At 70.6% G+C, this 12,552-nt stretch carries 11 protein-coding genes; 4 read left to right on the forward strand and 7 right to left on the reverse strand.

Annotated features, from left to right (window positions below):
- Positions 1 to 18 precede the first annotated feature (18 nt).
- Positions 19 to 1,554 carry a replicative DNA helicase gene (gene dnaB, locus ACWCYO_RS00420; protein WP_270151116.1) on the reverse strand — a complete coding sequence of 512 codons (1,536 nt, stop codon included), beginning with the start codon at positions 1,552 to 1,554 and terminating at the stop codon, positions 19 to 21.
- A gap of 529 nt (positions 1,555 to 2,083) precedes the next feature.
- On the opposite strand from dnaB, the gene ACWCYO_RS00425 reads away from it, so the two are divergent.
- Positions 2,084 to 3,418 (forward strand): MATE family efflux transporter, encoded by a 1,335-nt coding sequence (locus ACWCYO_RS00425; protein ID WP_449782899.1) that lies wholly within the window; start codon positions 2,084 to 2,086, stop codon positions 3,416 to 3,418.
- A gap of 86 nt (positions 3,419 to 3,504) precedes the next feature.
- Here ACWCYO_RS00425 and rplI read toward each other — a convergent pair whose 3' ends face one another.
- The 4 genes from rplI to rpsF all read right to left on the reverse strand — a co-directional run bounded on the left by rplI (position 3,505) and on the right by rpsF (position 5,271).
- Complete coding sequence (rplI, locus tag ACWCYO_RS00430; protein ID WP_270145722.1) at positions 3,505 to 3,951, reverse strand: 50S ribosomal protein L9; 447 nt, start codon at positions 3,949 to 3,951, stop codon at positions 3,505 to 3,507.
- 17 nt (positions 3,952 to 3,968) lie between these two features.
- Positions 3,969 to 4,205, reverse strand: coding sequence for a 30S ribosomal protein S18 (gene rpsR / locus ACWCYO_RS00435; protein ID WP_030059640.1), 237 nt, complete (start codon positions 4,203 to 4,205; stop codon positions 3,969 to 3,971).
- Positions 4,206 to 4,284: 79 nt separating this feature from the next.
- Entirely contained in the window at positions 4,285 to 4,884 is a 600-nt protein-coding gene (locus ACWCYO_RS00440) for a single-stranded DNA-binding protein (RefSeq protein WP_449782900.1), read from the reverse strand.
- Between the two features lie 96 nt (positions 4,885 to 4,980).
- Positions 4,981 to 5,271 (reverse strand): 30S ribosomal protein S6, encoded by a 291-nt coding sequence (gene rpsF / locus ACWCYO_RS00445; RefSeq protein ID WP_188298654.1) that lies wholly within the window; start codon positions 5,269 to 5,271, stop codon positions 4,981 to 4,983.
- A gap of 318 nt (positions 5,272 to 5,589) precedes the next feature.
- Here rpsF and ACWCYO_RS00450 point away from each other — a divergent pair, with 318 nt between their 5' ends.
- From ACWCYO_RS00450 to ACWCYO_RS00460, 3 genes are all read left to right on the forward strand, one after another.
- Positions 5,590 to 5,886: a hypothetical protein gene (locus tag ACWCYO_RS00450; RefSeq protein ID WP_270145720.1), complete on the forward strand. Its 297-nt coding sequence runs from the start codon at positions 5,590 to 5,592 to the stop codon at positions 5,884 to 5,886.
- Between the two features lie 169 nt (positions 5,887 to 6,055).
- Positions 6,056 to 7,174 carry a lipid II:glycine glycyltransferase FemX gene (locus ACWCYO_RS00455; RefSeq protein ID WP_270145719.1) on the forward strand — a complete coding sequence of 373 codons (1,119 nt, stop codon included), beginning with the start codon at positions 6,056 to 6,058 and terminating at the stop codon, positions 7,172 to 7,174.
- Positions 7,175 to 7,187: 13 nt separating this feature from the next.
- Positions 7,188 to 8,222 carry an alanine racemase gene (locus ACWCYO_RS00460; RefSeq protein ID WP_270145718.1) on the forward strand — a complete coding sequence of 345 codons (1,035 nt, stop codon included), beginning with the start codon at positions 7,188 to 7,190 and terminating at the stop codon, positions 8,220 to 8,222.
- A gap of 50 nt (positions 8,223 to 8,272) precedes the next feature.
- Here ACWCYO_RS00460 and ACWCYO_RS00465 read toward each other — a convergent pair whose 3' ends face one another.
- Together ACWCYO_RS00465 and ACWCYO_RS00470 are read right to left on the reverse strand one after the other, a co-directional pair.
- A complete protein-coding gene (locus ACWCYO_RS00465) occupies positions 8,273 to 9,853 on the reverse strand; it encodes a glycosyltransferase family 87 protein (protein WP_270145717.1) in 1,581 nt (526 codons plus the stop codon).
- A 172-nt stretch (positions 9,854 to 10,025) separates the two neighbouring features.
- Positions 10,026 to 12,449, reverse strand: a complete 2,424-nt coding sequence (locus ACWCYO_RS00470; RefSeq protein WP_270145716.1) for a transglycosylase domain-containing protein — start codon at positions 12,447 to 12,449, stop codon at positions 10,026 to 10,028.
- Between the last annotated feature and the right edge of the window lie 103 nt (positions 12,450 to 12,552).

Consider the following 12,552-nt stretch of genomic DNA (forward strand, 5'->3'; position numbering starts at 1 on the left):
GGAGCGCCATCGGCCCGGTCAGTCCCTGGTCATGTCGACGAAGCGCGAGTAGTGGCCCTGGAAGGCGACCGTGATGGTGGCGGTCGGACCGTTGCGGTGCTTGGCGACGATCAGGTCGGCCTCGCCCGCGCGCGGGGACTCCTTCTCGTACGCGTCCTCGCGGTGCAGCAGGATGACCATGTCGGCGTCCTGTTCGATCGAGCCGGACTCCCGCAGGTCGGAGACCATCGGCCGCTTGTCGGTGCGCTGTTCGGGACCACGGTTCAGCTGGGACAGCGCGATGACCGGTACTTCCAGCTCCTTGGCCAGCAGCTTGAGGTTACGGGACATGTCCGAGACCTCCTGCTGGCGGTTCTCGGCCCGGCGGGAGCCGCCGGACTGCATCAGCTGGAGGTAGTCGATGACGATCAGCTTGATGTCGTTGCGCTGCTTGAGCCGACGGCACTTGGCGCGGATCTCCATCATCGACAGGTTCGGCGAGTCGTCGATGAACAGCGGCGCCTCGCTGACGTCGGGCATCCGGCGGGCGACCCTGGTCCAGTCGTCGTCCGTCATGTTGCCGGAGCGCATGTGGTGCAGCGCGACCCGGGCCTCGGCGGAGAGCAGGCGCATGGCGATCTCGTTGCGGCCCATTTCGAGCGAGAAGATCACGCTCGGCAGCTTGTGGTGGATCGAACAGGCCCGGGCGAAGTCCAGCGCCAGGGTGGACTTGCCCATGGCGGGACGGGCCGCGATGACGATCATCTGACCGGGGTGCAGGCCGTTGGTGAGCTGGTCGAAGTCGGCGAAGCCGGTCGGCACGCCGGACATCTGGCCGTTGCGGGAGCCGATCGCCTCGATCTCGTCGAGGGCGCCCTCCATGATGTCGGCCAGCGGTGCGTAGTCCTCGTTGGTGCGCTGCTCGGTGACGGCGTAGATCTCCGCCTGGGCGGCGTTGACGATCTCGTCCACGTCGCCCTCGGCCGCGTAGCCCATGCCGGCGATCCGGGTGCCGGCCTCGACCAGCCGGCGCAGCACGGCGCGCTCGTGGACGATCTGGGCGTAGTACTCGGCGTTGGCCGCGGTCGGGACGGAGTTGACCAGGGTGTGCAGGTAGGAGGCGCCGCCGACGCGCTGCAGCTCGCCGCGCTTGGTGAGCTCGCCGGCCACGGTGATCGGGTCGGCCGGCTCGCCGCGGGCGTACAGGTCGAGGATCGCGCCGTGGATCATCTCGTGCGCGGGCCGGTAGTAGTCGGCCGGCTTGAGCACCTCGACCACGTCGGCGATGGCGTCCTTGGACAGCAGCATGCCGCCCAGCACCGACTGCTCGGCCGCGAGGTCCTGCGGGGGGACGCGCTCGAAGCCGTCGACGCCGCCCTGGCCCTCGTCGTCCCGGCGGTCGCGGTCGTCCCGGCGGTCGCCCTTCTTGCCGCTGTGGCTGAACCCGGCGCCCTTGCGGAAGCCCTCGCCCTTGCCGCCCCCCTGGCCGCCGCCCTGACCGTTGCCGCGGTTGCGGGAGACCGGGAGCCGGTCGCCGGGCCCGTCCGGGAAGGGGGCGTCGTCGAAGGCGCCCACCGGGAAGGGGTCCTCGGCGGTCTGCCAGTCCTCCTCCGGCGGCGGGGCGTCGTGGTCGTCGTACTGGGGGCCGGTCACGCGTGTTCCCCGATCAGCGAGTGGTGCGAAGTTGGAGCGGGCCTTGCCGGTGGCTGGGTGGAGCGGAGCCGCTCCTGTTGTACGCCACGGCACCGACAAATCGGACGCCGGGCCGGTGGGAGTGTCGGGTGGAGAGCCCACGCTAAGGCGCCGGACGCCCTCGCGCCAAGGCGGTTATCCACAGGGGGTGTGGACGACCGGCCCCTGGCTGTGGAGAACTGCCGCAAAGCTGTGGACACCCCTGTGGAAGCTCCTGTGGATAACCAGACGATCGATCCACCGTCAATGTTCTGACCTGCGATTACCCCTTCCCAGGCCTGTGCATGAGAAATTCTTCACACACACCCGGACGGCTGTGGGCGCCGACCGGGCGGAGCGCGCACACCCCACTGCCGAGTAATGACTGAATTGCCTGTTGGCCTGTTACCTGTGGATGAGTACCCTGGACCGCATGCGTGCCGCCCCCTCCGAGCCCTCCAGACGCAGCCACGACCGCGAGATCCTCGCCCTGGCGGTGCCCGCCTTCGGCGCACTGGTCGCCGAGCCGCTGTTCCTGATGGCCGACTCCGCGATCGTCGGCCATCTCGGCACTCCGCAGCTCGCCGGGGTCGGCGTCGCCTCCGCCGCCCTCACCACCGCGACCGGGGTGTTCGTCTTCCTCGCCTACGCCACCACCGCCGCGGTGGCCCGCCGGATCGGCGCCGGGGACCGCCGGGGTGCCGTCCAGCAGGGCGTCGACGGGCTCTGGCTCGCCCTCGGCCTGGCCGTCCCGGCGGTCCTGCTCACCCTGCTGCTGGCGCCCTGGGCCGCCGGGGTGCTGGGCGCCTCGCCGACCGCGGCGCCGTACGCCGTGACGTACCTGCGGATCAGCTCCCTGGGCATCCCGGCGATGCTCCTGGTGCTGGCCGCCACCGGCGTGCTGCGCGGCCTCCAGGACACCCGCACGCCGCTGGTGGTTGCCGTCGCGGGCTTCACCGCCAACATCGGCCTGAACGCCGGGCTGGTTTACGGCGCCGGGCTCGGGGTGGCCGGCTCGGCCTGGGGCACCGTGCTGGCGCAGACCGGGATGGCCGCCGTCTACCTGGTCGTGGTGGTCCGCGGCGCCCGCCGGGAGCGGGCCTCGCTGCGGCCGGACCCGGCGGGCATCCGGGCCGGTGCCAGGGCGGGCGGCCCGCTGCTGGTCCGGACGGTCAGCCTGCGCGCGGTGCTGATGATCGCCACCGCGGTGGCCGCCCGGCTCGGCGACGACCAGGTGGCCGCGCACCAGATCACCATGACGCTGTTCAGCTTCCTGGCCTTCGCGCTGGACGCCATCGCGATCGCCGGGCAGGCGATCATCGGCCGCTACCTGGGCGCCTCGGACGCCCCGGGCGCCCGGGCGGCCACCCGGCGGATGGTCGAGTGGGGCCTGGGCTCCGGGGTGGTGCTGGGCCTGCTGGTGGTACTCGCCCGCCCGCTGTACGTCCCGCTGTTCACGCCCGACCCGGTGGTCCAGGGGCAGCTGCACACCGCCCTGCTGCTGCTCGCGCTCAGCCAGCCGGTGGCCGGCCTGGTCTTCGTGCTGGACGGCGTGCTGATGGGCGCCGGGGACGGCCCGTACCTCGCCCGGGCGGCGCTCGCGACCCTGGCGGTGTTCGCCCCGGTGGCCGTCGCGGTGCCGGCCACCGGCACCGGGCTGGCCGGGCTGTGGTGGGCGATGAACCTGTTCATGCTGGTCCGCGCCGTCTTCCTGGTCGCCCGCGCCCGCGGCGGCCGCTGGCTGGTCACCGGGGCCGTCCGGAGCTGAGGGCCTTTCCGACGATCCTGGGCCCCGGGAACGACCGAGGGCCGGACTCCTCGCGGAGTCCGGCCCTCAGGCCACTGCTACGGAACTCAGGCAGCCACGACGGCGACGTCGAGGTTGGCCACGACGTCCGAGTGCAGCTTGACCGAGACCTTGTGGGTGCCCACGGTCTTGATCGGCGAGGCGATCGCGACGGCGCGCTTGTCCACAGCCGGGCCACCGGCGGCCTTGATGGCCTCGACGACGTCGGACTGGGTCACCGAACCGAACAGGCGGCCGGCGTCACCCGAGCGAACGGCCAGCTTGACCTGGACGCCCTCGAGCTTGCCCTTGACCTCGTTGGCGGCCTCGAGGGTCTGGATCTCGTGGATCTTGCGGGCGCGACGGATGGCGTCGACGTCCTTCTGACCACCCTTGGTCCAGCGGATGGCGTAGCCACGCGGGACCAGGTAGTTACGGGCGTAGCCGTCCTTGACCTCGACGACCTCGCCGGCGGAGCCGAGACCCGGCACCTCGTGCGTGAGGATGATCTTCATTACTCGGTCACCCTCTCTTAGCGCGCGGTGCTGGTGTAGGGCAGCAGCGCCATCTCACGGCTGTTCTTCACGGCCGTGGCGACGTCACGCTGGTGCTGGGTGCAGTTGCCGGTGACCCGGCGGGCACGGATCTTGCCGCGGTCGGAGATGTACTTCCGCAGCAGGTTCGTGTCCTTGTAGTCAACGTAGTTGACCTTGTCCTTGCAGAAGACGCAAACCTTCTTCTTGGGCTTGCGAGCAGGCGGCTTCGCCATGGTGTGCTCCATTTGGGGTTCACGACCCGACCGGCGTCCGGGGACGCCGTCGGTCGGGCCGCACGAAATCTGTCAGCTCTTAGAACGGGGGCTCTTCCGAGTAGCCGCCGCCGGACGGGGCACCGCCCCAGCCGCCGCCACCCTGGTTGCCACCGGACGGCGGGGCGCTGGACGCCCACGGGTCGTCGGAGGGGCCGGACTGGCCGCCGCCGGAGTTTCCACCCCAGCCGCCGCCCTGCTGGCCGCCACCGCCGCCCCAACCGCCCTGGCCGCCACCCTGCTGGCCGCCGAAGCCGCCACCGGGGCCGCCGGACCGGTTGGCCCGGGTGACCTTCGCGGTCGCCGATCGCAGGCTCGGGCCGACCTCGTCGACCTCGACCTCGAAGACCGTCCGCTTCTCGCCTTCCTTGGTCTCGTAAGACCGCTGGCGCAGTCGGCCCTGCACGATGACGCGCATGCCGCGCTGCAGCGATTCGGCCACGTTCTCCGCCGGCTGACGCCAGACGTTGCACGTGAGGAAGAGGCTCTCGCCGTCCTTCCACTCGTTCGTCTGACGGTCGAAGGTGCGGGGGGTGGACGCGATGCGGAACTTCGCGACCGCCGCACCCGACGGGGTGAAGCGCAGCTCGGGGTCGTCGACGAGATTGCCGACGAGGGTGATGACGGTCTCGCCTGCCATGGTGGTGATGACCTCTCGGGAAGATGTCCGTTCACCGCTGTTTCACGTGAAACAACGGTCGCGAGCTACCCGAGACCCGAAGGCCTCAGAGGTGGCTCAGTGGGTGTCCGGGCGCAGGACCTTGGTCCGCAGAACCGACTCGCTCAGGCCCAGCTGGCGGTCGAGCTCCTTGACGACCTCAGGCGTGGCCTTCAGGTCGATGACCGAGTAGATGCCCTCGGACTGCTTGTTGATCTCGTAAGCCAGACGGCGGCGACCCCAGGTGTCGACCTTCTCAACCTTGCCACCGGCGTTGCGGACGACGGCGAGGAAGGACTCGATCAGGGGGGAGACAGCACGCTCCTCGACCGAGGGGTCGAGGATGACCATCAGCTCGTAGTGACGCATGAGTAACCCACCTCCTTTGGACTCAGCGGCCACGGTCTCTCCGTGGCAGGAGGGTTGTGCGTAGCGTCGGCACCGGTGCGGTGACGACTCCGGCCCACCGTAGCGGCCGGGTCGGACAGTCGGGCCCCGCCCACCCGAAAGAGGGTGTCACCCGAAAGAGGGCGCAAGGGGGCACAACTACACCAGTGCAGACGGCACAGCCTACCTGCACCCGGACGGCCGAACAAAACGCACAGGGGTTGTGAGACGGACCGGACCGCCGCAATCTGGACGAACGGGATTCCTGCCCGTTCGTCTCCACGCCAGGAGGTGGGACTCATGGCCCAGTCCGTCCACCGCATGCCCGCGCTCACGCTGAACACCGATGGCCACCCGCACCCCCGCGAGAACACCCTGGTGGCCCTGACCGCCGTGCTGGGCGCGATCGCCTTCACCACCTCGTTCTTCTACAACCTGCACGTGCTGACCTCGTGGACCGGTCTGGCCGGGATCGTCACGGGGCTGTGGGGCATGTTCGTCTCGGTCACCACCGCCGAGCGCTTCGTCCTGATGATCACGCTCGGCGCCTCCGCGATCGGTTTCTACCTCGGCATCGCCCGCGGCGGCATGGTCTGAGGACCCCGCCTCCAGGAACCCCCGGCGCCCCCCTCGCGTATCTGCAGGAAGACAGGTACCCGACGGGGGCGCCGTCGTGCCCGCAGCGGCGGGCGCCCGGGCCCCGGACGATAAGGTCAGCCCGAGAACCTGGGGCCACCGCAGCCCGACCGACGAGGAGCACCGAGCAATGAGCCTTCGCCTGAGGACGATCACCCGCGAGGAGCACCTCGCCTTCATCAGGAGCCGCGCCTCGGCCAGCCACATGCAGGTGCCGGCCTGGGGTGACGTGAAGGCCGAGTGGCGTTCCGAGTCGATCGGCTGGTTCGACGAGCACAACCAGCTGGTCGGCGCCGGTCTGGTCCTGTACCGCCAGCTGCCGAAGGTCAAGCGCTACCTCGCCTACCTGCCCGAGGGCCCGGTGATCGACTGGTTCGACCGCGACCTCGACCGCTGGCTCTCCCCGATGCTGGCGCACCTGAAGTCGCAGGGCGCCTTCTCGGTGAAGATGGGCCCGCCGGTGGTCATCCGCCGCTGGAACGCCGCCACCATCAAGGAGGCCATCGCCGCCAAGCAGGCCAAGCGGCTGCGCGACGTCGAGGCCGACTGGTACGAGGCGCGCGCCTTCGAGGTGGCCGACCGGCTGCGCAAGGCCGGCTGGCTGCAGGGCGAGGACGGCGGGGCGGGCTTCGGCGACGTCCAGCCGCGCTACGTGTACCAGGTGCCGCTGGCCAACCGCTCGCTGGACGACATCCAGAAGGGCTTCAACCAGCTCTGGCGCCGCAACATCAAGAAGGCCGAGAAGAGCGGCGTCGAGGTGGTCCAGGGCGGCTACGACGAGCTGCCGATCTTCCACCAGCTCTACCTGGTCACCGCCGAGCGCGACAAGTTCACCCCGCGCCCGCTGGCCTACTTCCAGCGCATGTGGAACGCCCTCAACGCCGAGGACCCGAACCGGATGCGGCTCTACATCGCCTACCACGAGGGCGAGCCGCTGGCCTCGACCACGATGCTGGTGGTCGGCGAGCACGTCTGGTACTCCTACGGCGCCTCGGCCAACCACAAGCGCGAGGTCAAGCCCTCCAACGCGATCCAGTGGCGGATGATGCGCGACGCCTACGCCCTCGGCGGCGGCGTGTACGACCTGCGCGGCATCAGTGACACCCTGGACGAGAACGACCACCTGTTCGGTCTGATCCAGTTCAAGGTCGGCACCGGTGGCCAGGCGGCCGAGTACCTCGGCGAGTGGGACTTCCCGCTGAACAAGCTGCTGCACAAGGCCCTCGACCTCTACATGTCCCGCCGCTGAGGAGGCTGACCCGATGACGCTGTCGCTCTACCTCGACACCGAACGCTGGCGCACCCACCAGCGCTCCGTCCTCGCCGAGTTCCCCGGCCTGGTGCCGGTCGCCAAGGGGAACGGCTACGGCCTGGGCAACCACCGGCTGGCCGAGGAGGCGACGCTGCTCGGCACCGGGGTGCTGGCCGTCGGCACCGCGTACGAGGCGGCCGACGCCGCCGAGTGGTACGGCGGCGAGCTCCTGGTGCTCACCCCCTACCGGGTCGGCGAGGAGGCGCTCCCGCTGCCGCACGCCCGGGTGATCCGGACGGTGGCCGGCGTGGACGCGCTGCGCGCGCTGCACGGCGCCCGGGTGGTGCTGGAGTGCATGACCACCATGCGCCGGCACGGCGTGAGCGCCGCCGACCTGCGCACCGTCGCCACCGAGCTGGACGGCGTCTCCTTCGAGGGCCTCGCGCTGCACCTGCCGATGGACCGGCCGGACGGCTCCAGCCCGGTCGAGGAGGTCATGTACTGGGTGGACACCGCGAAGGCGGCCGGCATCCCGGTGCACACCGTCTTCGTCAGCCACCTGGGCGCGGCCGGCATGGACCAGCTGACCCAGCGCTACCCGGACACCGTCTTCCGGGCCCGGATCGGCACCCGGCTCTGGCTGGGCGACCACGGCGCACTGGAGGTCCGGGCCACGGTGCTGGACGTCACCCCGGTGAAGAAGGGCGACCGCTACGGCTACCGCCAGCACCCGGCGCCCGCCGACGGCCACATCCTGGTGGTCGCCGGCGGCACCGCGCACGGCATCGGCCTGGAGGCCCCCAAGTACGTGGCCAGCATGGGCGCGCGGGCCAAGGGCATCGCCCGGGCCGGTCTGGCGACCGTCAACAAGACCAAGTCGCCGTTCCACTGGGCGGGCAAGCAGCTCTGGTTCGCCGAGCCGCCGCACATGCAGGTCTCGCTGCTGTTCCTGGACGGGGAGACCGCGCCCCCGGCGATCGGCGAGGAACTGGGCCTCCAGGTCCGGCACACCACCACGCACTTCGACCGCGTGGTGGACCGCTAGCGGCTCCCCCATCGGCGCTCGGCTCGCCTCCGGGCCGGTGCCCGCTCGCGCTACTGCTTCTCGGCCGGCTCCGACCGCCGTGGCTCCTCCAGCCACTGCTCGAAGGAGCCGGCCGACGCGTGTCCGGCGTAGCTCTCGTCCTCGTGCAGGTGCCGGGCGGTGCCGAGCGTGAACGCGTCCGGGGCGTGGTCGAGCACCCCGCCGGAGGGGTCGTCGCTGCCGTCCCAGCGCACCGGGTCGCGGTCCGGGTGGAGGGCGTCGCGGACCACCAGCACGACCAGGTAGAGCGTGCCCAGCAGGTGCAGCACGATCGCGAAGTGGTACCAGGTCTCGCCGATCCCGTGCTGCTTGGGCCCGGTGACGAAGCCCAGGTGGGACCAGATGCCGAGGGTGTAGAGCACCTCGCAGGCCTGCCAGATCAGGACGTCGCGCCAGCGCGGCCGGGCCAGCGCCGCGAGCGGCAGCAGCCAGAGCGCGTACTGCGGCGAGTACACCTTGTTGACCAGTACGAACAGCGCGACCACCAGGAAGGCCAGCTGGGCGAACCGCGGTCGGCGGGGCGCCGAGAGGCCGAGCCACGCTATGGCCGCGCAGCCCAGCACCATCAGCACGCCGATGTAGAGGTCGAGGTCGGCCAGCCCGACCCCGCGGTTCTGCATCAGGATCAGCCAGAACGAGCCGTAGTCCTCGCCGCGGTGCTCGCTGAAGACGTAGAAGGTCGACCAGCCCTGCCAGTTGGCCAGCATGATCGGCAGGTTGACCACCAGCCAGGCGCCCACCGCGCCGCCGAGCACCACCCGGAACTCGCGCCACTTCCCGGCCCGCCAGCAGAGCACCAGCAGCGGGCCGATCAGCAGCAGCGGGTAGAGCTTGGCCGCGGTGGCCAGGCCGATGAACACACCGGCCCAGCCCGGCCGGGAGTGGGCCCACCAGGCCATCGCCACGGCGGCCAGGGCGACCGCGAGCAGGTCCCAGTTGACGGTGCCGTTGAGCAGCAGGACCGGCGAGAGCGCGAACAGCATCGCGTCCCAGGGGCGGCGGCGGTGGGTGCGGGAGAGCGCGACCACGGCGACCACGGCGCAGGCCATCAGCATTCCGGCGTTGATCGCCCAGAACCACTGCTCCTGGGCCTGCTCGGTGCCGCCGCCGGGCGTCAGCCAGGCCGCGACCTGCATGAACAGTCCGGTCAGCACCGGGTACTCGAGGTACTGCAGGTCCCCCGTGGTGCCGGGGATCCGGTCCACGTACGGGTGCAGCCCGGCCGAGAAGCCGCGGCCGGAGAACAGGTGCGGGATGTCGCTGTAGCAGGCGTGGATGTACTGCGGCGACCCCGGCTGGAACCAGGCCTGGTCGTAGCAGGGCAGGTCGTGCACCATGCCGAGCGCCGAGACCACGATCACCACCAGCGCCAGCACCCGCACCGGGATCCACCAGGAGACGCCGAGCAGGGCCCGCCGTCCGGGCGGGCCGCCGAACACCTCGCTGCCGGCCGCCGCCACCCGGTCCTCGTCGGCCGGGACGACGACGGTGTCGGTCGCCGGCGCGGCCGCGGCGACGGCTGCCGGCGTGGGCCCGGTGGCGGCGCCGGGCCCCTGCGGGCCCGCGGTTTCGTCACGATCGCTCGACGTCATGCCGGACATCCTGCCGCACCGGATCCGCCGGAACGAGGAGGACCCCACGGTGGTCCGGCGGTGCGGGCGGGGCGCGGGCGGCGAATCGTGACGAAACGGCGGTGGCGGCCCTCCGAGGAGGACCGCCACCGCCGTGTGTCTCACCGGCCGGACCGGATCGCCGCCCGCCCGGCTAGGGCGTGGTGGTCGGGGTCGGCTTGCCGCCGCCGCCGGGTTTGCCGCTGCCGCCCGTGCTGCTGGTCGGCGACGGCACCGAGCAGTCGAACAGGAGGCAGGTGTTCGTCGGCGTCGGCTTGGGGTTGTGCGTCGGCGGCGGGGTGGGCTGGCAGTCCACGCCCGGCACGCAGCCGCCGCCCTGGGTGGGCTGGGTCGGCTGCTGGGTCGGCTGCTGGACCGGCGCCTGGGTCTGGACCGGGGCCGACGGGGTCTCCGTCGCGGTCTGGGTGGGCGTCGCCGTGACCGTGGAGGGCGCGCCCGAGGAGTCCACCTCGGTGCCGACCTGCTGCGGGGTTGGGAAGTCCATCTTCTTCTCGTTGGCCAGCGCGGCCTTCATGTAGCGGGTGAAGATGTCGGTGGGGATGTCACCACCGTGGATGGACTCCTTGCCGCCGGTGCCGTTGAGCGACTCCCGGTCGTGCTTGCTCGGGTCCTCGCGCCACATCGCGACGCTGGTGACCAGCTGCGGGGTGTAGCCGACCCACCAGGCCGACTTGTTCTGGTCGGTGGTACCGGTCTTGCCGGCCACCGGGCGGCCCAGGCCGTTGGTCTTGGAGCCGGTACCGTTCTTGGCCACGTTCACCAGCACGTCGGTGACGTTGTCGGCGACGGCCGGCTCCAGCGCCACCTTGGCGTCCTTCTTGCCGAAGCCCGGGCGCTCCTTGCCGTCCACCTCGACCTTGGTGACCGAGTACGGCTCGGCCTCCTTGCCGCTGGCGGCCAGGGTGCCGTAACCGGTGGCCATCCGGATCGGGCTGATGGTGGAGGTGCCGAGCGGGAAGGTCGCGGTCTTCGGGTCGGCCAGGCTCTCCCGCTTGATGCCCATCTGCACGGCCATGTCGGCCACGGCCGGGCCGCCCACGTCCTGGTTGAGCTGGACGAAGGGCACGTTGTACGACCACTGCATGGCCTGCCGCAGCGAGACGTAGCCGCGCTTGCCGGAGTCCTCGTTCTTCTGCCGGTAGGGCTTGCCGTCGTCGCCGATCACCAGCGAGCCGTCCGGCTTGCGGATCTCGGACATGTCGTCGGCGAGGTAGCGGCTGTCGGCGTTGATCCGCTTCGGCTTGCCGTCGCCGTCCTTCGCGGTCTGCACGCCGACCTGCATCGCGGTGGCCAGCACGAAGGGCTTGAAGGTCGAGCCGACCTGGACGCCGCCGGCGTTGGCGTTGTTGTCGAAGTGGCCGTTCTCCACGCCGTCGCCGCCGTAGATGGCGACCATCGCCCCGTCCCCCGGACGCAGGCTGGCGGCGCCGAACTGGACGAAGGTGTCGTTGTTGGGGCGCTTCTGCGGGTCGAGGTTCTCGGCCTTGACGTCGTCGACGGCCTTCTTCAGGGCGTCGACCTTGTCCTTCTCGAAGGTGGTGTAGATCTTCAGGCCACCCTTGTCGATCATCTGCTGGGTGATCGACTTGTCGGTGGTCATCACGTACTGGTTGGCGGTGTCGACCAGGTAGCTGATCTCACCGTTCATGTTGGAGCTGGCCTTCGGCGCGATCGGCTCGGGGAAGGTGGTGCACTTCGCCCGCTCCTCCGGGGTGGTGTTGTGGGTGATCACCATCCGGTCCAGGATCCACTTCCAGCGCTCCACTGCCCGGTCGTGGTTGCCCGGCTTGGAGGGGTCGTAGTAGTTCGCGCCCTTCAGCAGACCGGCCAGCATCGCGCTCTGGCAGAGGTTCAGGTCCTTGGCGTTGACGCCGTAGTAGGCCTGGGCGGCGGCCTGGGCGCCGTTGGCGTTGCGGCCGAACCAGCTGGTGTTGAGGTAGCCCTTGAGGATGTCGTCCTTGCCCGTCGTCTGGTTGATCTTCAGCGTGATGAAGAATTCCTTCAGCTTGCGGCTGATGGTCTGCTCCTGGCTGAGGTAGGCGTTCTTGACGTACTGCTGGGTGATCGTCGAGGCGCCCTGGGTCTCGCCGCCCTTCGCCATGTTGTAGACGGCGCGCAGCATGCCCTTGGGGTCGATGCCGCTGTCGGTGCGGAAGGTCTCGTTCTCCGCCGAGATGACGGCGTTCTGCAGGTTGGGGCTGATGTCGCCCAGTTCGACGATCTGCCGGTTGGTGTCGCCCTTGCGGGTCATCTCCGTGCCGTCGGCCCAGAAGTAGATGGTGTTCTGCTCCTTCACCAGGTCCTTGAGCTGCGGAACCGTGGTGGTCTGGTAGAGGTAGAACACGACGCCCACGCCGGTGGCGAAGAACAGCAGGAAGGCGCTCAGCCACTGCTTCCAGGACGGCAGCCAGCGCCGGACGCCGGTCTTGCCCCAGCGCGGGTAGTCGATGAAGCGCTTCTTGCCGGGGCCGGCCGCGGCGGAGGCGTCGGCGCCGCCGCGACGACCACCGCCCTTGCCCTTCTTCTGGGCGGCCTTGCGCATCTCGGCACGGGTCATCCGGGGCTGCTGGGCGGTCTCCCGGACGCCCGGTCGGCGTCGGTGGCCGAGCCCGTCCGAAGCCAGCTCGTCGGGTCCGGGACCACCCCGACGACCTCCGCCT

The sequence above is a fragment of the Kitasatospora sp. NPDC001683 genome, from assembly GCF_053596495.1.